Annotated in this window: 14 protein-coding genes and 1 pseudogene; 10 read left to right on the top strand and 5 right to left on the bottom strand. The window is 71.6% G+C overall.

The genetic code is table 11. The features are described 5' to 3' along the window. Window positions 1–186 precede the first annotated feature (186 nt). Window positions 187–600 (top strand): SRPBCC family protein, encoded by a 414-nt coding sequence (locus VE546_RS11060; protein WP_324921119.1) that lies wholly within the window; start codon window positions 187–189, stop codon window positions 598–600. A gap of 317 nt (window positions 601–917) precedes the next feature. Here VE546_RS11060 and VE546_RS11055 read toward each other — a convergent pair whose 3' ends face one another. Then, complete coding sequence (locus tag VE546_RS11055; RefSeq protein WP_414720446.1) at window positions 918–1,853, bottom strand: alpha/beta fold hydrolase; 936 nt, start codon at window positions 1,851–1,853, stop codon at window positions 918–920. A 121-nt stretch (window positions 1,854–1,974) separates the two neighbouring features. On the opposite strand from VE546_RS11055, the gene VE546_RS11050 reads away from it, so the two are divergent. The 3 genes from VE546_RS11050 (at window position 1,975) to VE546_RS11040 (ending at window position 5,815) form a co-directional block, all read left to right on the top strand. Beyond that, complete coding sequence (locus tag VE546_RS11050; protein ID WP_324921115.1) at window positions 1,975–2,613, top strand: TetR/AcrR family transcriptional regulator; 639 nt, start codon at window positions 1,975–1,977, stop codon at window positions 2,611–2,613. 1,009 nt (window positions 2,614–3,622) lie between these two features. After that, complete coding sequence (locus VE546_RS11045; protein WP_324921113.1) at window positions 3,623–3,991, top strand: hypothetical protein; 369 nt, start codon at window positions 3,623–3,625, stop codon at window positions 3,989–3,991. Window positions 3,992–5,056: 1,065 nt separating this feature from the next. After that, window positions 5,057–5,815, top strand: a complete 759-nt coding sequence (locus tag VE546_RS11040; RefSeq protein ID WP_324921111.1) for a DUF6928 family protein — start codon at window positions 5,057–5,059, stop codon at window positions 5,813–5,815. Window positions 5,816–6,105: 290 nt separating this feature from the next. On the opposite strand, the gene VE546_RS11035 is transcribed toward VE546_RS11040, so the two are convergent. Beyond that, a complete protein-coding gene (locus tag VE546_RS11035; protein WP_324921109.1) occupies window positions 6,106–6,825 on the bottom strand; it encodes a hypothetical protein in 720 nt (239 codons plus the stop codon). A 548-nt stretch (window positions 6,826–7,373) separates the two neighbouring features. Here VE546_RS11035 and VE546_RS11030 point away from each other — a divergent pair. After that, window positions 7,374–8,348 carry a helix-turn-helix domain-containing protein gene (locus VE546_RS11030; RefSeq protein ID WP_324921107.1) on the top strand — a complete coding sequence of 325 codons (975 nt, stop codon included), beginning with the start codon at window positions 7,374–7,376 and terminating at the stop codon, window positions 8,346–8,348. A 259-nt stretch (window positions 8,349–8,607) separates the two neighbouring features. Here VE546_RS11030 and VE546_RS11025 read toward each other — a convergent pair whose 3' ends face one another. Next, a complete protein-coding gene (locus VE546_RS11025; protein WP_324921104.1) occupies window positions 8,608–8,781 on the bottom strand; it encodes a hypothetical protein in 174 nt (57 codons plus the stop codon). Window positions 8,782–8,990: 209 nt separating this feature from the next. Next, window positions 8,991–10,982 (bottom strand): amino acid transporter, encoded by a 1,992-nt coding sequence (locus VE546_RS11020; RefSeq protein ID WP_324921102.1) that lies wholly within the window; start codon window positions 10,980–10,982, stop codon window positions 8,991–8,993. Between the two features lie 582 nt (window positions 10,983–11,564). Here VE546_RS11020 and VE546_RS11015 point away from each other — a divergent pair. From VE546_RS11015 to VE546_RS11005, 4 genes and pseudogenes are all read left to right on the top strand, one after another. Beyond that, window positions 11,565–14,108: an ATP-binding protein gene (locus tag VE546_RS11015; protein ID WP_324921100.1), complete on the top strand. Its 2,544-nt coding sequence runs from the start codon at window positions 11,565–11,567 to the stop codon at window positions 14,106–14,108. A 47-nt stretch (window positions 14,109–14,155) separates the two neighbouring features. After that, window positions 14,156–14,836 (top strand): response regulator, encoded by a 681-nt coding sequence (locus VE546_RS11010; RefSeq protein ID WP_324921123.1) that lies wholly within the window; start codon window positions 14,156–14,158, stop codon window positions 14,834–14,836. A gap of 709 nt (window positions 14,837–15,545) precedes the next feature. Further along, window positions 15,546–16,001, top strand: a pseudogene (locus VE546_RS27960) (ATP-binding protein); the annotation flags it as partial. A gap of 267 nt (window positions 16,002–16,268) precedes the next feature. Beyond that, a complete protein-coding gene (locus tag VE546_RS11005) occupies window positions 16,269–18,314 on the top strand; it encodes a helix-turn-helix transcriptional regulator (RefSeq protein WP_324921098.1) in 2,046 nt (681 codons plus the stop codon). 82 nt (window positions 18,315–18,396) lie between these two features. Here the strand turns inward: VE546_RS11005 and VE546_RS11000 are convergent, their stop codons facing one another. Then, window positions 18,397–18,615: a DUF5988 family protein gene (locus VE546_RS11000; protein WP_324921096.1), complete on the bottom strand. Its 219-nt coding sequence runs from the start codon at window positions 18,613–18,615 to the stop codon at window positions 18,397–18,399. Window positions 18,616–18,881: 266 nt separating this feature from the next. Between VE546_RS11000 and VE546_RS10995 the strand changes: the two genes are divergently transcribed. Next, window positions 18,882–19,059 (top strand): metallophosphoesterase (locus VE546_RS10995; RefSeq protein WP_324921121.1); only part of this gene is annotated, 178 nt, incomplete at its 3' end.

Genomic DNA, 19,059 nt, shown 5'->3' with positions numbered 1-19,059 from the left:
TGATCACGCCTGCCCGCTCTGGCGGGGCCGTACCGGGGCGTGGTCCAGGGATGGTGCGCCCTCCTTGGAACAGCCCGTTCCACCCGGCGTCCCACGGTCCGCCAAGCCGCTTCTCGTGTCGTCCATGGGAGCGATGGGACTCGGATTCCGTTTTGTGTCCCCGGCGGCCGGGGGACAGCGGGGACCATGGGTGACTACGACAACTCGATCACAGTGGCGGTTCCTCCCGACCGGCTCTTCGCCTACCTCTCCGACGTGCAGAACCTGCCCGCCTACCTGCCGCGGATGACCTCCGCGCGCCCCCACGACGGTGACCGCGTCACCGTCACCGCCCACATCGCGCCCGAAGGCGCTCCCGAACAGGACGTCACCAGCGAGGCTTGGATCCGCGTCGTCGAGGAGGGAAGGAGCCTGGAGTGGGGCGCGCCCGGGCCCCGCGACTACCACGGCCGGCTGCACGTCACGGCCGGTGACAGTCGCGGCACCTCCCGCCTCACGGTCGAGCTGCACACCGAGGACACGGAAGGCGCCCAGGTCGATCATGGCCTGCGGGAAACGCTGCACGGCATCAAGACCGCCGTCGAAAGCGCCGAACGCTGAAGAAGCACACCGGGAACCGGGCACGGCGCAGCGGCGTGCGCCGCGTGCACGGTCCGAGCCGGCCGAGTGCGGCGGCGTGCCATCGGCCGCGAACGTGGTGGTGAGGCGGGGCAGGAGCCCATTGATCGCCTGTGCCCGCCCAAGCACATCGCGGAAGACTACGAGCAGGCAGGGTGGCTCTGCCCACGATCTGTGACGGCACCGGAAGCCCTGCCGGGACGGCATCGACGTGGGCACCGGCCCGGGAACCCAGCGCTCGCGGTGGAGGGGATCAGGAGCCGGGAGGGTGGGTGGGGCTGGTCCACCGGCTCGGTCGGTCATCGGTCGGCGGAGCCCATGAGGTCGGTGGAGTCCATGAAGCTCAGCATCCGACGGTTGATCTCCTCGGCGTGGTCGATCTGCGGTCCGTGGCCGGTGTTCGACATGATGTCGGCCCGGGCGCCCGGTATCAGGCGGGGAATGCGCTCCGCTTGCCGCTGCGGGTGCACGAGAAGGCTGCGCTTGCCGAGCACCAGGTAGAGCGGGGTGCGGATGCTGGACAGCTCGGCGTCGGAGAGGGGGAGCGGCGCCGGGCGGCGTATGCGGTAGGCGCGGACGCCGATCCTGATCATGGTGCGGAGTTCCGGCACGACGAGCACCGGCTGCTCCAGCCAGGCCGCCATCCGCAGCCGCACCGCCTTCGGAGCGAAGGTCGCGAAGAAACTGGCGAAGATCCAGGCGAAGAAGCGCAGCCCCACCTTCTCCAGGCCGCCGGGGTCGAGCAGTGTGACCGAGGCGAGGCGCTCGGGCCTGTGGTGCGCCTGGTTCAGGGCGAGCCACCCGCCGTACGACGAACCGACGAGGTGCACACGGTCGAGCCCGAGCCCGGCGAGCGTCTCGTCCAGCCACTGCGCGGCGCGTTCGGGCTGGTGGATGGGTTCGCGCTGCAGGCTGCGGCCGGGGTCGCCCGGGGTGTCGATCGCGTAGACGGGGCGCTCGGCGCTGAGAGCGGGGGTGTTCGGATACCACATGGCGGAGCAGGAGCCCGCTCCGTGCACCAGGACGACGGGGGTGCGGCGTCGGGCGGCCGGGTCCGCGGGGCCGTAGCGGTAGACGTGCGTGGTGCCGAAGGAGGTCTCCACGTCCTCCTCCCCCAGCGCGGGCGCGCCCAGCGCGTAGACCGCGTCGCAGGCCGCGAAGTAGCGGTCGCGCCAGGCGTCGCTCACATAGCGGCCGACATCGGCTCGGGTACGGGCTGCAGCGGTCCTGGGCACGGCCACCTCCGGGACGGTCGGTCTTCGTGATACGACCGTACCACGATGGTGGTACGGCTGTATCATGAAAGGGGGTGGGCAGAACCCCTGTCAGCATCGACGACGAGCGGAGAGCCGGACGATGCCCAAGCGCGTGGATCACGCAGAGCGGCGGACCGAGATCGCCGAGGCACTCGTCCGGGTCGCCGGGCGGCGCGGGCTGCACGCCGTGGGCATGCGCGACGTGGCGGCCGAGGCGGGGGTGTCGCTCCGGCTGGTGCAGTACTACTTCGAGACCAAGGAGAAGTTGCTGCTCTTCGGACTGCGGCACCTGACCGAGAAGTTCGGGGAGCGGGTCGCCGCCAGGGTCCGGGCCGCCGGGGACGCCCCGGAACCGCGCGCGGTGATCGAGGCACTGCTGATGGCGGCCCTGCCGACCGACGAGGAGAGCCGCACCTTCCACCACCTCTACACCTCGTACGCCGTTCTGGCCGTCAACGACCGGACGCTCGCGGCCCAGCCCTTCATCAAGGACCCCGATGCCGCCGAGGCCGTCCTGGCCGGCCTCCTCCGGCAGGCACAGGAGGCCGGTCTCCTGCGGCCCGGCGTGGACGCCCGGTCGGAGGCGGTCAGCCTGCTGGCCATGTCCGCGGGGCTCGGCACCAGCGTCCTCGTCGGCCAGCGCAGCCCGGAGTCCGCCGCCGGGATCCTCGAGTACCACCTGGACCGGATCTTCCGCCCCGGTGGGCGCGGCACCCAGGCTCGGCGGACGCGGGAGTGACGTCGTCTCCTTGCGAATGCCCCCGAGCCCGGCGATCGGCCACCGCCTCCCGGACGCTTCGACAGGTGCTGCGAGGTGTGCCCGACGCGGGTCCGCTCGTCGTACAGGCACGGCCACGGCCCCACGCGGCCGGGGGAGGTCGGTCGGCCTGTCCGGGATTCTGCTTGATGCCGCCGATGACGGCCCGCTCGATGACGACACCGGTCAAGGTCACCGTACCGGGCTCGATCAGGCCGTCCTCGCCCTCCGCCCGGTTCACCTGGACGATGCGTTCGCCGAGGAAAACGCAGGTCTTTCTGTCGATGGTCCACTCCTCGTGCCGGCCGCTGGTCTCGTCCGGCCGGCCGCTGCCACCCTGCGTCGGCCGACCGCGTCCACGGCGTCCCCGACGACGACTCCGGGGATCTTCGCCGCCGCCTTGGACAGCGCCGAGGACAGCTCGGCCGGCGGGTAGCTCTCGCCGAACGGATGCCGATGGTGGTGAGGGCCTGCTGTTCGGAGCTGCCGCCCCGGCCCTTGATCTCCTTGTGGATCGAGGTGCAGCAGCGCGTCGGGGTCGGTGGGCAGCGCGGTCAGGCAGGCGTACGACGGGCCGCCGAGGTGCGGCTCCGGGATACTGCCCCGCTCGTCGGGCGGGCTCGACGTCTCCCCTTCGCCCCCTCGGGGCTGTCTCTCACCGCGGGGTCGACGAGTCGGCCCCTGGTGCCGTCCGGGGGCTTCCGTACCCGAGGCAGCGAGGTCCGGTCCGTTCCGCTGCTTGCTGCGGCAATCGCTCCGAGCTCTCGAATGGCCCTGAAACGGGGGCAGTTGACAATCGATACGGCGGATCCCGCGGCGTTGGGGCGGTGATGGGCTGAAGCGCTCGGCCCGGACCGTGGCGGGTACAGCCGGTGTGACCGGAAAAGACCTCCTGAGGGGAGGCTTCCGGCGCTTGGGTGGTGAGGTCCCGCGTCGCACCGATGCGGGGCTTCCCGAAGCAGCACGTTCCTTCCCTCAGGAGGAGACACCGGTGATACGCAAGCGCGCTGCGGCGCTGGTCCTCGTCGGTCCCGCCCTCTGGCTCGCGGCCGCCACGCCCCCGGCACACGCGGCGCCCGGCGAGGTCCAGACCGTCTGCGCCAGTACGCTCACCCCCACCGGCTGGGTCGACGTGAGTTGGGGAACGAGCCTGACGTGCGGCTCGGGCAGCGCCCCCAACATCAAGCAGATCAAGCAGCTCACGGGGCTGCCCGTGGGTACGACCGTCAACGCGTGCGCCTCCACCTACCCGCCTGCGGGGTGGGTCCAGACCGGCAGCAGCTACTACAGCAGCAGTTGCCGGTACTCCGCCGTGCCCAGCTTCAACCCCAACGCGTGGACGCTCAAGCGCGTCTCCTGAATTCCGGCCGTCGCCGCCTCCACCTGCCGACCGGGCGACCGCGCGCAGCAGCGCGACGGCGTGACGTCCGCTTGGCGATCCTCGCCGTACGCGACCGCGGACGAGGGCACCCGGTGGGAGCAGCCGGTCACCGCTCACGGCGCCGCTCCGGCCATCGTTCCCCACCGGGTGCGCCACCAACGGGAGTTGGGGTAGAGTGAACCTCGGACGCGCCACCGAACCACGGGTGGTGTGCCGCGCGTTGGTGGTCCAAGGAAAGACGCCCCGCTTCCTGCGGGGAGATGCAGGTGCAAGGCCTGCCCGGCGCTCGACGAAAGGCCCCGCCCCGGACACCGTCCGGGGCGGGGCCTTCTCCGTGCTCAGGGCCGACGGTTCCGGACCGAGCCGGGACCTGCGCGCAGGCCCGTATCGCATGTCGCTGACACGGCGATCCGCACCAGTGCCTCTGAGCACCGCGTCCTACCGGCGCATACGCCCGACGAGTGGCATCGCCGGAACCCCATGATCGGATCGCTTTCCCCGGCCATCCCGAAGATCTACGGCGGCCTCAATGCCTCTCCCCGCTCTCCCGGCTCCCGCGGCAGTGACCGAAGTGCCGCGCGCATTCGCCGCCATGGACACCAGCCTCCTTTGCCGGAGCCTCCCCCGCACACCGCGAGGCCGGCGGCTTCTCCGCGATCACCGGAGATCCGCGCACGCATCTTGCCGAACTCTTCACTCCGGCGCGGGACTTCCGCGGCACCGCCGGCTGGCGGGAGGCGGCCGTGATGACCCGGCCCGGCCGAAGGCCAACGCCTTCCGCCTGTGACCCGTGAGCCGTACCACGCCTTGCGCATGAGGTGGCAAACCGGCAGGCGCGCCGGGTGCGTTCGGCCGGCCGAGTTGTCGCGGGGACGCAGGCGAGCGGTCGCCGTCGGCCGGCGGCGGGTGGTGACGAGCTGCCTCGGACGGCCCGGTGACGGCTCAGCGCGCCCACTCCGATCGGGCTCGATCGGGCCACCTCCGATGTCAGTGGCGACGGCTATGGTGCGGTGACCATCGAACATGACGCTCGGGGGAGGGGCCTTGGGGGCCAAGACAGGACTGCTCGTATACGCCGACGGCGACGCACCGAGCCTGCTGCGACAGGTGGGGAGGGCGGACCCGGCGCGGACGTCCGCCATGATGCGGCGCCTCTATCCGGGCTGGGAGATCGAGGAGAGCGAGGGATCGAACCTGTGGGACGGTGTGTACCCCCCACAGGGGACGGCCTACGCGGCCGGCTGGCCGGGCGTGGAGGTCGTCTGCGATCAGGAGGTGATGGTCGACTTCCCGTCGCAGCTCCCAGGACGTCTGATCGAGGCGAGCGCCGGTCGGCGGCTCGTCCTGCACGCCATGCACAGCGTGGTCGACTGGCTCGCGTTCGCCGTCTGGGAAGACGGCCGACTTGTCCGCTCCCTGAGCCTGTCGCCGGACAGCGGCATCATCGAGAACATCGGCGAACCACTGCCGTTCGAACGCCCCTACTGGGCCGGAGACCGCCCCGCCGACGTCATCCCCTGGCCCGGTGAGGAGGAGGAGCCGTACGCCCTGCCCTTCCACCCCTTGGAGCTCGGCGAAGACGCGCTGCGCGCGCTCTGCGGGTTCGTCCAGGAGGGCCGCCACGACCCCGATGACGTCGACGCGGCCGGCATCCGACTCCACGGATTCCGTCTGCGGGATCCCAACGGACCCGACCCCGCACAGAGGGAAGCGGAGCTGCGGCGGGCCATGGAAGCCATGGGCCCACCGCGCTTCTTCACGATGGGGCCGGACGGCTCACTGGTCGAGCGTGGCGGTCCGTAGCCCGGCTCCGTACCCCAACTGATCACGGCAGGGCGGCGAGGCTCATGGAGGATGCGGTCTCACCGCGCAGGCATCGCCGGTCCCGCAGCTCCTCCCACCCGGGACGGAATCCGGCGCCCCGGTCGTGTCTTCCGCCGCTCGTGCCCCTTCCCCACCACGGAGGTCGGTGCTGCCTTCCACCGCGGGGCAGGGGTGTCGCGGTCTGGACGGCGCCGTCCTGCGGCGCCGGCCACCGGTGACGCCCACCCGTCGCGCGGCTGCGGCCAGTGCCCCACCGGGGCCACCGTTCCTCAGCACAGGGTGGGGAGGTTGGCGGCCGTGTACTCGTCGGCGACGGTGAACACCGCGGCGCAGCGCGGGCACTCCGCCCGGCCGAAGAGGTGGGTGATCCCGTCGGCGATCCTGTCCTGTCCGTCGCGGACGGCGGTGTCGTACATCCATCGCCCCGTCCCGCGAAGGTCCGCCGGGGAGGTCGGCCGTAGGGGGCGCCGGTCCACATCGCCCAAGTCCCAGTCCCGGATCGCCGAGTAGCACCCGTGTCCGCCGATGGCGACGGTCACCTCCACGGCGCAGTGCGGGCAGGGCAGGTGGTAGAAGTCGTCCGTGAAGTCCTCCAGGACGGCACTCCAGTGGTACTGCCCTTCGGCCGCGAGGAGATCACGGAAGGCCCGGAGCCAGTTCTCCGGCCGCGTGCGCAGGCGCCGGTCCAGCAGCTCCCGCAGCTCCGCGATCGCCTCGGCGCAGCCGGCGAGCAGTTCGCCGCCGTGGTCCCGCGGGGCACCGCGCAGGATCGCCCCGGCCAGCTCCAGCGCCTGCGGACTGGTCCGGGCGAGTTCCACCAGGCGCGGCAGGGCGGCGAAGCTCGCGGAGGACACGGTCTCGCCGTAGAGGCACAGCCGGTCCCACAGCTCCTCCCACACCCTCTCCCCGCCTCCGCGTTCCGCCCGGTCGAGAAGCTCGGGTATCCGCTCGGCGGTCCCGTGGGAGGCGTACACCTGCGTCCAGTCCATCACCCCGGCATTCAAGCGCCCGGGACACACCACGGCCAACCGCGTCCCCGTGCTTCCGCGGCATCACAACGCTCCCGGCTCCGGACCCGCTCGCGATGCATCGGACAGGACCGGAGGCGGATGTCCAGAGGCCCGCCTCCCGCCGTACCCGCAGGCATGGGCCCCACGATCAGGACGGGCCCCCGCCGAGGAACACCGGTGCCTGTCTCCGGCACGTGGAACGGTGCCCGAGCCTCCGGCCTTGGCCGCCACGGGCGAGGTGACGATCCCTCCCACCGGACCGGAGCAAGACCGTGCCCCCCGACGAACGGCTGGAGACGTGATCGGCCCCCGTCCGGGGCGCGCCCCGGACGCCCCATCGCGGCAGTCGGCCCGGCGCCGCAGGTCGTCGGCTCATCCCCCCGTCCCGGGGCGGCCGTACCGCAGATCGTCCGCGCCGCACGATGCCGAAGCAGTGCGATTGGCGCATATGACGCTTCCCCTGTGGCTCCTGCAGACCCACACTGCTGCGCGACCGTGAACGGCACGGACGCTACCGGGGGATTTCCATGATGACGACAGTGCTGGACACCGCTTCCCTGCCGCCGGCCGAAAGGACGGCCGCGTGGGAGGAGACCACGGCGCTGGCGTTGGTGACCACGCGTTTCACGTTCCCCGAGCCCGAGCGCTTCGGGGCCCGCATACGCGCCATGGAGCTGGGGGCGGCCCAGGTGTCGGCGATCGAGTACGCCTCCCTGGTCAGCTACCGGTCGCCGCGGCTCATCCGGCAGTCGGATCCGGAGCTGTACCAGCTCGGCCTGATCACCTCGGGGCGGCAGAACATGAACCAGGCCGGACGCAGCGCGTCGTTGCGGCCCGGCGAGATCGTCCTGTACGACAGCTCCCGCCCCTTCGAGGCGTCCATCGGAGCGAGCCCGGAGGGGGCCGGCTCCCTGCTGCTGCAATTCCCCAGGCACCTGATGCCGCTTCCGGACAAGGTGGTCGCCCCGCTGTGCGGAACGGCCCTGAAGGGCACGGCGGGCATAGGTCACGTCTTCCGCCAGACGCTGAGCACGCTGGCCGGCCCGGAAGCGGAGCTCACCGACGGAGACCGCAGCAGGCTCGGCGCAACGGTCGTGGACCTCGCGGCGGCGGTCATCGCCCGCCACGCCGAACAGACATCCGCGCTGCCACCGCGGTCCCGGATGGAAGCCCTGTACCACGAGGTCCTGGCGTTCATCGCCCGCAACCTGCGCGACCCCGACCTCACACCGGCCGCTGTGGCCGAAGCGCACTGCATCTCCACGCGCTCCCTGCACCGCATGTTCCAGGCGCACGGAAGCACCGTGAGCGATGTCATCCGGCGCGAACGGATGTCCCGCTGCCGCAGGGACCTCGCTGACCCCCTCCTCCGCTCCACACCCGTCAGCGTGATCGGCGCCCGCTGGGGCTGCCCGCGGCCCGCCGACTTCACCCGCGCCTTCCGCAACGCGACGGGCATGACACCCACCGCCTACCGGGCTGCCGCGCAGCGACGCTCCTGACGTGCGGCCGGCCCGCCGGGCCGGTGCCGCCGCGGTGGGGCAGGCCGAGGACGACAGGGCGCGCCGGCCACCGCCGCACCGCCCGGCGGTCGTGCCGGGCACCCCTTGACGTACCCGGCCCGGGGCGCGGGAGCGACGTTCTTCAGGGGATCACCCGCACCGCACCCCCGGCTCTCCGCCCGAGGTCTCCGCCGAGGCCACCGGCGCGGGCGATGACGTCCAGCGCATCGTCACCGTGGGCGGCCGGTCCCCTCTCCGCTCAGGGCCGGTAGGCGAACTCGATCACGACGGCGACGATCAGAACCCAGGCGCCGATGCCGAGCAGCCATGACGAACCGACGATCGCTCCCGCGACGATCAGGACCGGCGCGCAGGCCGCGAGCGCGAGCACGGTCCGTCGTACGGGCCGGTCGGGACGCAAGGTGGATGCCATGGGGACAAGGATTCCCGCCCGGCCTCCCCGCTGCGAGGACCGGAGGCAAATCCTGATGCCGTTTTGACGACCCACGCGGCCACCCGGCCCCGCCCCGCGGGCGCCCCGCGTCGCTTCCGCGGCCTTTCGGCCGTCGGGTGAGAGGCGGAGCGGTTCGGACGGGCGCCGGTGTCGCCCGGCTCCACCGCGCAGCGGCTCGCGCGGGTGTGTCAGCCGCCGACGTGGATGCCGGGGCGGCGGTCGGGATCGGGTTCGTGCCTGCGGATGATCTCGCGGGTGACCGGGGCGGTGTCGCCGCGGCCGAGGAGGAAGTAGCGGAACATGTGTTTCAGGGGGCTGCCCTCGGCCCAGGCGAAGTAGCAGTGCGGACGGACGCCGGTGGTGTTGCGCAGGGCGAGGAGGATCGCGGCGATGGCGTTCGGGGCCGCGGGAGCCTGGGCACGCAGGATCCGGTGACCGTCGACCTCGACGCCGTGCACGGTGAGGGTGTCGCTGAAGTCGGAGGGATCGACCACGTCGATCTCCAGGAACAGCACGTCGGCGGGGCCGGGGACGGGATTGGTGCCGCGCTGTTCGCGTTCCTTGTCGGCGTACTCGGCACCGTCGCCGGCCTGGCGGCGGTTGGCGATGATGTTGATGGCGTTGTCGTGGGCGAGGGTGTCGGCGATGAACCGGCGGGCGGCCGGGTCGAAAACGATGCGGTCGGCGCGCAGCTCGGTGGTGCGCGAGATCCGGGAGATCAGGGAGACGGTGATGATGCCGGCGATGAACATCCCGGAGATGGCGATGCCGTCGGGCTTGTCGACGATGTTGGCGACCAGGGCGTAGAGCAGCACCGCGGTGAGCAGCCCGAAACCGACGGAGGCCGGGCGCCGCCGGCGGCGGGCGGTGGAGACGGTGACGGCGAAGGCACCGGAGACCATCATGGCCAGGATGCCGGTGGCGTAGGCGCCGGCCTGGGCATTGACATCGGCGTCGAACGCGATGGTGATGACCACGCAGATGGCGGTGTAGACCAGCACCACCGGACGTACCGCGCGTCCCCACTCGGGGGCCATGCCGTAGTCGGGCAGGTACCGGGGGACGATGTTGACCAGCCCCGCCATCGCCGACGCGCCGGCGAACCACAGGATCAGAATGGTGCTGACGTCGTAGACGGTGCCGAACGCCTCCCCGACGTGTTCGTGGGCCAGCCAGGCCAGGGCCCGCCCGTTGGCGTCCCCGCCGGGCTCGAACTCCTCTTCCGGGATCAGCACGGTGGTGACGAAGCTCGCGGCCAGCAGGTAGCCGCTCATGATGACCGCGGCGGAGGTCAGCAGCCGGCGGGTGTTGCGGATGCGGGAGCGCAGCCGCCGCTCGTCGTCGGCGCCGTCGGCGGCCACCAGCGGCATCATGCTCACCCCGGTCTCGAAACCGGACAGGCCCAGCACCAGCAGCGGGAAGGCCAGCAGCGCCGGTCCCACCAGGTGGCCGAGGCCGCCGCCACCGTCGGCGAGCGCCCCGGTCCATGCCGACCACGCCTCCGGTGTGGTGACCACGTGGGCCACGCCGACGGCGATGGTCACCGCGTTGAGCGCCAGGAAGACGGCGACGAGCGGAATGGCCACGCCGACCGCCTCGCTGAACCCGAGCAGGAACACCCCGCCGAGCACCAGCAGCAGCCCCACCGTGATGGCGACCTCGTGACCGTGCAGGACGTGGGGCAGGTAGGGGTTCTCCACGATGTGCACGGCGGCGTCCGCCGAGGACAGGGTGATCGTGATGATCCAGGAGGTGGCCACGAAACCGAGCAGGACCAGCACGAACAGCTTGCCCCACCAGAACGGCAGCAGGTCCTCCAGCATCGCCACCGACCCGGCCCCGTGCGGGCTCTCCTTCGCCACCCGCCGGTACATCGGCAGCATGCCCAGCAGGGTCAGCGCCACGATCAGGAACGTCGCCAGCGGTGAGACCGCCCCGGCCGCGAGCGCGGCGATCGCCGGCACGTAGGCCAGGCTGGAGAAGTAGTCCACCCCGGTCAGGCACATCACCTTCCACCAGGCGTGCGGCTCGGCGTGCCCCTCACCGGCCGCCGGCCCGACCGGCTGCACCCGGTGACGCAGCAGCCACCGCGCCAGGGGGCCGCCCGGCTGTGCCCGGAGAACGGGGCTGTCCACCACTTCCGGCACCACCGGCTCGTTCACGTTCCTCGTAACTCCCATCGGTCTTTCCCTGTGGTCCGTCGGTGTGCCGGTCGCTGCGGCCACTGCGGTTCACCGCTCCCACGGCGTCGCAACGGTCATCGAGTATGCGCCCGGGTTGTGCCTGCTCACTGCCGGACCGCCGTTAGGATTTCGTCAAAATCGCTCGTCAGAGCGTTGGAACCGTGTCAAAAGGGGACTGCGCACCGCTGTGCGGGGAGGTGTGTTCTCGATCTCTGTGCCCGCCGTTGACGGGCGCCGGTGACCGAGGACACGCACAAGGAACCCGATGGCCGGTCCGGCCACTGCCGCCGTCACCGTCGCGGTGCTCGCCGGTGGCGCTCGTCGCCGGGGGAACGGCGAGGCCGTGGGTGCCGGGAGCGCCGCCGGCCCGGTCGTGGCCACCGGGCCGTTGCGCCGTCCGGTCCTCGCCGCTCCTCCCGGAGAGGCCTCGAACAGCCCGGTGAATCCGGCTCCCGGACGGGCGGGGGCCTCCCCGGCGAGCCCGCGGTGAACCTCCCGGAACCGGCCGGAGCCCCGCGCGAGCAGGGCTTCCGACCAGGCCGGACACCCCTCGTGATCGACATGGCGGACAATGGGGCCATGGCCCGCGGCACACTGCGCATCTACCTCGGGGCGGCTCCCGGAGTCGGCAAGACCTACAGCATGCTCTCCGAGGGGCACCGCCGCCTGGAGCGCGGCACCGACGTGGTGGTGGGCTTCGTCGAGTCCCACGGCCGTCCGCGCACCGCGGCGCTGCTCCCCGGCCTGGAGATCGTTCCGCGCCGCGAGGTGGTCCACCGCGGGGAGGTCCTCACCGAGATGGACCTCGACGCAGTCCTCGCCCGCGAACCGGCCGTGGCCCTCGTCGACGACATGGCCCACACCAACGTCCCCGGCTCCCGCAACGCCAAGCGGTGGCAGGACATCGACGAACTCCTCGACGCGGGCATCAACGTCATCTCCACCGTCAACATCCAGCACCTGGAGTCCCTCGGCGACGTCGTGGAGTCCATCACCGGAGTGCGCCAGCAGGAGACCGTCCCCGACGAGGTGGTCCGCCGCGCCGATCAGATCGAGCTGGTGGACATGTCCCCCGAGGCGCTGCGCCGGCGCCTGGCCCACGGCAACGTCTACTCCGCCGACAGGATCGACGCCGCGCTGTCGAACTACTTCCGCCCCGGCAACCTCACCGCCCTGCGCGAGCTGGCGCTGCTGTGGACCGCCGACCGCGTCGACGAGTACCTCCAGCGGTACCGCGCCGATCACGGCATCTCCTCGACCTGGCAGGCCCGCGAGCGCATCGTGGTCGCTCTGAGCGGCGGGCCGGAGGGCCGCACCCTGATCCGCCGCGCCGCGCGGATCGCGGCCAAGGGGTCCGGCAGCGAGATCCTCGCCGTCTACGTCGCCCGCAGCGACGGTCTGACCTCGGCCTCCCCGGAGGAGCTGGCCGTCCAGCGCACCCTGGTCGAGGACCTCGGCGGCACCTTCCACCCCGTCATCGGCGACGACGTCCCCACCGCCCTCCTGGAGTTCGCGCGCGGCGTCAACGCCACCCAGATACTCCTCGGCGCCAGTCGCCGCAAGACGTGGCAGTACGTCCTCGGCCCCGGTATCGGCGCCACCGTCGCCCGTGAGTCCGGCCCCGACCTGGACGTCCACATCGTCACCCACGAGCACGCCGCCAAGGGGCGCGGACTGCCCATGGCCCGCGGGGCGCGCCTGGGCCGCTCCCGCACCATGGCCGGGTGGCTCACCGGCACCGCGGGCCCCGCCCTGCTCACCGCCGCCCTCGCCACCTCGGCATCCGGGCTGGGGTTCGCCGACCGGATGCTGCTGTTCCTGTCCCTGACGGTGGCCGCCGCCCTGCTGGGCGGACTCCTGCCCGCACTCGTCTCGGCCGTCGTCGGCTCCCTGCTGCTGAACTACTTCTTCGCCGCCCCGGTGCACACCTGGACCATCGACGAGCCGCAGAACATCCTGGCCATCGTGGTCTTCGTGGTGGTGGGGATCTCGGTGGCATCCGTGGTGGACCTGGCCGCCCGCCGCACCCAGCAGGCCGCGCGGCTGCGCGCGGAGGCCGAGATACTGAGCTTCCTCGCGGGCAGCGTGCTGCGTGGTGAGACGGCCCTCCCAGCGCTCCTGGAGCGCGTCCGCGAGACGTTCGGCATGGATTCCGTGGCCCTGCTGGAACGGGGCGGCGACCGTGGCCGGTGGACGCGTGTGGACAGCGTGGGGCCGAACCCGGCGGCCCACCCCGACGAGGCGGACGTGGACGTCCCCGCCGGCGACCGGACCGCCCTGGCCCTGCGCGGCCGCGTGCTGCCGGCCGAGGACCGCCGCGTGCTCGGCGCCTTCGCCGCGCAGGCCGCCGTCGTCCTGGAGCGCCGACGCCTGGTGGACGAGGCCGAGCGGGCCCGCCGACTGGAGGAGGGCAACCGCATCCGCACCGCCCTGCTCGCCGCCGTCTCCCACGACCTGCGCACCCCGCTGGCCGCCATCAAGGCGTCGGTGTCCTCCCTGCGCTCCGACGACGTCGCCTGGTCGGAGCAGGACGAGGCCGAACTGCTCGCGGCCATCGAGGAGGGGGCCGACCGGCTCGACCATCTCGTCGGCAACCTGCTGGACATGAGCCGGCTGCAGACCGGCGCCGTCGTCCCCCTGCTGCGTGAGACCGCCCTGGACGAGGTGGTGCCCCTGGCGCTCAAGGGCGTGCCCGAGGACAGCGTGGTGCTGGACATCCCCGAGACGCTGCCCATGGCCGTCGCCGACAAGGGGCTGCTGGAGCGGGTCGTCGCCAACGTGGTCGAGAACGCCGTGAAGTACGGCCCCGGCGGTGAGCGGGTGCTGCTGACCGCCAGCGCACTGGGCGACCGCGTGGAGCTGCGCGTCGTCGACCGGGGCCCGGGCGTGCCCGACACCGCCAAGGAGGAGATCTTCGAGCCGTTCCAGCGCCGCGGCGACGCACCCCGCGGCACCGGCGTCGGCCTCGGTCTGGCCGTGGCGCGCGGCTTCGCCGAGGCCATGGGCGGCACGCTCACCGCCGAGGACACCCCCGGCGGCGGCCTGACCATGGTGCTGACCCTAAAAACCGCCCCCGGCAGGCCCCTGGCCCGCCCCGACCTCCCAGCGGAAGTGACCACATGAGCGGACCGCGGACGGACGTCCCACGGCACGGGACGGAAGGGGAGACGGTGCCGCGGGTGCTCGTCGTGGACGACGAACCGCAACTCGTCCGCGCCCTCACCATCAATCTGCGCGCCCGCAGGTACCACGTCGACGCCGCCCACGACGGCGCGAGCGCGCTCCGGCTCGCCGCCGACCGCCGCCCCGATGTCGTCATCCTCGACCTCGGCCTGCCCGACATGGACGGCATCGACGTCATCAGGGGCCTGCGCGGCTGGACCCGCACCCCCATCATCGTGCTCTCCGCCCGCCACGCCTCCGACGAGAAGGTCGACGCCCTCGACGCCGGCGCCGACGACTACGTCACCAAGCCCTTCGGCATGGACGAGTTCCTCGCCCGGCTGCGAGCCGCCGTCCGCCGAGCCGCTCCCTCCGACACCCAGGACCTCGCCGTCATCGAGACCGAGTCCTTCACCGTCGACCTGACCGCCAAGAAGGTCAACCGCAACGGCGCCGACATCCGTCTCACCCCCACCGAATGGCACGTACTGGAGGTACTGGTCCGCAACCGCGGCCGCCTGGTGGAGCAGAAGCGGCTCCTGCGCGAGGTCTGGGGCCCGGGCTACGAGAAGGAGACCAACTACCTGCGGGTCTACCTGGCCCAGCTCCGCCGCAAGCTGGAGAACGACCCCTCCCACCCCCGCCACTTCATCACCGAACCCGGCATGGGCTACCGCTTCGAGACCTGAGAGATCATGCCCCGGCGCCTCGGTCCTCACCTCCCTGGCCTGCCCGACCGCTCCGGTCCGGGCCGAGGACGGGACCCGGGTGGCGTGAATCCCGCACGGCGGTACCTCCGGTTTCACCTTCGACGGCGCCGTCGACCAGCCGCGCGGACGGGCCGGCGAGCGGTCGGAAAGGGCGCCGACCCGAGTCGGGGACTAGGGGCGGAGCAAGTAATTCCGCTTGCTGGTCCGGATCCAGGTGCTACAGGCCGGAGGTGTGATTCGGGGCGGATGGCGTGGGTGCGGGTGAGCGGCGGAGCACTGATCCCGCACAAGGCCGTCGGGTGCCGGTGGCACGGCCCGTACTTCCCGGCGCAGCCGCTGAGACAGCCTCTCCGCGGCTCGGCAGGCCGTCAACCGCTCCCACGCGCCGGCGGACAGACCGTCGCCACTCCCAAGGACGGAAACTGTGCTGTTTCGCCAATCGGACCACCAACCCCGCTCGGGCCGCCCTCACCCTTCACTTGAGCAACTCGGGGTGAGGATGGAAAAGCCTCATTGACAAGGGCGCAGGTCCAGCGGTTTCATCATCGGGTGCCCGTCTGCCGGTGGTTCTGGTGAGTCGGACGAAGCGGTCGGGTTCTGAACCGCTTCAGTTCTTGTGGGATTCGCGTGTACGGGCTATCAGGGGTCCAAGTGGCCTATCGGGGGAAACGTGGAGTCCAGCGACTTGATGTTGCCTAGAGGTAATGAAGCGGAGTTTGACCGGCTTAGCTCCGTACTTGACAGATGTGCATCGGGCGAAGCGAGTACGGTCGTGATCGAGGGCGCTGCCGGATGCGGCAAGAGCGAACTCCTCGAATCACTCGCCATCCACCTGTCGGGGTCGGGTGCCGCAGTGCTGCGGGCCACCGCCCTGCCTTCGGAGTCCACCCTGCCGCTGGGGGTGATGAAGCAACTGGTCGACAGCCCGTCCTTATCCGCGGAGACGAGACGGGATCTACAGGAGATCTTGGACGAACGGGACTGCGCCGTCCCGGACCTGAGTGGTCGTGCTGCCGCGGCCCGCGCCGTGCGAATGCAACGGTTCTGTGCCGTACTGCACAGTAGCATCAAGGACCGGTTGATGCTGATCGGGGTGGATGATCTCCAGCACACGGATATTCCCTCCCTGCAGTATCTGCTGTATATCACCGGCCGTTCCCGTGCGATGCGGTTGATGACGGTATTCACGGAAACTCTCCGGGCATGTCGCTCCACCCCCGCTTATCGGACCGAACTCCTCCGAAAACCCAACTTCCTGCGTGTGCGCGTTAGACGTTTTGGGCGCGTACAGGTGGCGGGGCTGCTGTCCGAAGCCACACGGCTGGTGCCGGACGAACCGACGGTGGAGCACTTCTACGGTGTTACCGGCGGGAACCCATTGCTTCTACGGGCGTTGCTGGAAGACTGTGCAATGGCAGCGGCACCGGACCGGGAAGCCGACATGCTGGATCCCGGCGTGGGCGGCCTGCCGGGCGGTGCGCTGGCCCACGCCTTGCTCACCTGTCTGGACCGCAGCGGGCCGCTCGCCGTGACGGTGGCCGAGGGGCTCGCCGTCCTCAGCGAGGCGCCCGACTCCGGACTGCTGGCCCGGCTGTGCGAGCTGTCCCGCTTCTCGGCCGTACAGGGGTTGCGCGTGCTCCAGGCGGCCGGAGTGGTCAAGAACCTGAGGTTCCGACATCCCGCCGTACGGAGCGTGGTCCTGGAGAGCCTGCCGTCCGAACGCCGGCTGGAACTGCACCGCCGGGCCGCCCGCCTGCTGTACCTGGAGGGCGCGGAGGCATCGCTGATCGCCCCTCACCTCACCGCGGTCGGACGCATCGAGGACCCATGGGGGGTGCGGGTGCTGCGGGATGCGGCCGAGGAGGCCCTCGCGGAGGACCGTGACCGGCTGGCGATCAGTTACCTGGAACTGGCCCGTGCCTTCTGCGACGACCCTCGCCTGCGGATCGACATCCGCATCCGCGCCGCTGTCCTGAGGCAGCGCAACGACCCGTCCGCCGCCGAGCTGGCCGGCGACGAGCTGCTGGGAATGCTGCGGTCCGGACAGCTGACGCCCGACCAGTGCGCGGTGACGGCGGACCTGCTCTCCGGGTGCCGCCGGATCGACGGGGTCGGCGAGGCACTCGCGGCACTGCGGGAGCCGGGGAACGACGTTCCTGACGGGCCGGTCGGCCGGGCGGCGGCGGTGGTGGAGTTCTGCCCGCCGTGGCCGGGGGTCGCGCCGGGGACGCGGAACCCGGCCATGGGACCGGACAGCCGGACCGCGCCGCACGGGGAGGACGGCACCACGGCGACCGAGGAGTTCCTCCAACGGTCCGTGCTCACCGATTCCACGCTGACGACGATCAGCAACGCGGTCCGGCACTTGGTCTACACCGGTAAACCGGAGTCGGCCCGTCACTGGGTCGAGACCTTCATCCGGGAGGCGGAACGGCGGAGCGCGGTGGGCTGGTACGCCGCGTTCGCGGGTATCCGGGCGGAACTCGCCCTGCTGACGGGTGACCTGCCGGAGGCGGAGAGGTACAGCCGGCTCGGTCTCGACCGCCTGCCCGAGCGGAAGCTGGGCACGCTGGCCTGCGGACTGGCCGCGATGCAGGTGGCGGCCCTCACCGAGATGGGCGACTACGAGACCGGAGCGCGCTGGCTCGACCAGCCCGTCCCGGACGGCCTGTTCGGCAGTGAGTACGGGCTGGTCTACCTGCGGGCCCGCGGTCACTACAACCTGGTCACCAACCGGCTCAGCAGCGCGTTGAACGATTTCCTCACCGTGGGCCGCATGGTACGGGACTGGGGCATAGACCAGCCGTACTGGGTGCCCTGGCGCAGTGAGGCGGCGGAGGTGCTGCTCCAGCTTGGCGAGAGGGCGGAGGCCGAGCAGATGCTCAACGAGCAACTGGCACTCGTCCCGGCGGGTCACGACCGCATCCAGGGAATCTCGATGAGGCTGCTCAGCGCGACGGTGGAGGCCCGGAAGCGCCCGCCGCTGCTGGCCCGGGCGGTGGCCCTGCTGCAGGGTGCGGGAGACCGGCTGCAGCTCGCCCACGCGCTGGGCGCGCTGGCGGAGAGCTACTGGCGGTTGGGTGAGGACGGCCGGGCGGCGGCGGCCTCGAGCCGGGCCCGGCAACTGGCCAAGGAGTGCGGGGCCGAGCCACTGTGCGCACGTCTGCGGTCAGGCGACCGGACGGAACCGAAATCCGGAGGGGAGAGGAAGCCGGCCCGGAAGGAGGCCGGGGCCGGCCGGTGGGACGGCGGCTGGCAGACCAGGCTCAGCGACTCCGAGAAGCGGGTGGCCGTGCTGGCCGCCTGCGGACACACCAACCGGGACATCTCCTCCCGGCTGCACATAACCGTCAGCACCGTCGAGCAGCACCTGACGCGCGTCTACCGGAAGCTGCGGATCGAGGGCCGTAACCAGCTCCCGGCCGACCTGCGGTTCCGGGACGGAAACGACATCTGACGCACCTGCCGGACGCCTCCCTCCCGGGCCGGGGGGAGGCCGGCGTCGTCCCGGTCCGGGGTCGCACCCGGTCCACCGGGCCTCACTCGGCCACGTAGGTGTAGCGCGTCCAGGAGAACACCTGCAGTTCCCGGTCGTCGAGCCGGACGAACTCGGTCGTCGGTTCGAAATGCGCGTAGCGGTTGCCGCTCAGCATCTTGAACGTGGAAGCGGTGTCCGGCAGGTACCGGACCCTTTCCCGCTCCGGTAGCTGGGTGGCCGGTCCTCCGTGCAGGATGATGTTCACTTCGTTCGTGGGCATGGGCGGACTGCCTCCTCCTCGGTGCCGACGGTTCGCGGGGAAGCCGGTTGTCGGACAGGTGGCTGTGCACGCCAGTGGACCATGGCCCACTGCCTCCGTATAACCCCTACTTCCCGGCTGTCGGCCCTGCCGCGGCGGCTGTGCGCGCTGGGGCCTGGAGGCCCGAAGCCTTAGGGGTGAGCAGGGGGTTGTCCGGCAGGGTGGCCGCTGCCAGGGTGAAGGACCGGAGAAGAACCGACCGAAGGCCCGAGCGGAAAGAGGGTGAGGTGGCCGCCGCCGAGTCTCCCGGAGCCGGAAGGCTGCTCGCCATCAGCGACCTGCACGTCCGCTACGAGGAGAACAGGCGCATCGTCGAGGGACTCCGCCCCCGGTCGGACGGTGACTGGCTGCTGGTCCCCGGTGACCTGGGCGAGGTGTTCGCGGACGTCGAGTGGGCGCTGGACC

The organism is Streptomyces sp., assembly GCF_035644915.1.
In the GTDB taxonomy this organism is placed as follows: Bacteria; Actinomycetota; Actinomycetes; order Streptomycetales; family Streptomycetaceae; genus Streptomyces.
The sequence above is the reverse complement of the archived record's forward strand: the minus strand, read 5'-3'. Positions and strand labels throughout refer to the sequence as shown.

Bases quoted from the DNA above. Each gene is read 5' to 3' on its own strand.
- VE546_RS11020 (WP_324921102.1), bottom strand. From the start codon at position 10,982: ATGGGAGTTACGAGGAACGTGAACGAGCCGGTGGTGCCGGAAGTGGTG.
- VE546_RS11035 (WP_324921109.1), bottom strand. From the start codon at position 6,825: ATGGACTGGACGCAGGTGTACGCCTCCCACGGGACCGCCGAGCGGATA.
- VE546_RS11005 (WP_324921098.1), top strand. From the start codon at position 16,269: ATGGCAGCGGCACCGGACCGGGAAGCCGACATGCTGGATCCCGGCGTG.
- VE546_RS11030 (WP_324921107.1), top strand. From the start codon at position 7,374: ATGATGACGACAGTGCTGGACACCGCTTCCCTGCCGCCGGCCGAAAGG.
- VE546_RS11050 (WP_324921115.1), top strand. From the start codon at position 1,975: ATGCCCAAGCGCGTGGATCACGCAGAGCGGCGGACCGAGATCGCCGAG.
- VE546_RS11015 (WP_324921100.1), top strand. From the start codon at position 11,565: ATGGCCCGCGGCACACTGCGCATCTACCTCGGGGCGGCTCCCGGAGTC.
- VE546_RS11060 (WP_324921119.1), top strand. From the start codon at position 187: ATGGGTGACTACGACAACTCGATCACAGTGGCGGTTCCTCCCGACCGG.
- VE546_RS11000 (WP_324921096.1), bottom strand. From the start codon at position 18,615: ATGCCCACGAACGAAGTGAACATCATCCTGCACGGAGGACCGGCCACC.
- VE546_RS11025 (WP_324921104.1), bottom strand. From the start codon at position 8,781: ATGGCATCCACCTTGCGTCCCGACCGGCCCGTACGACGGACCGTGCTC.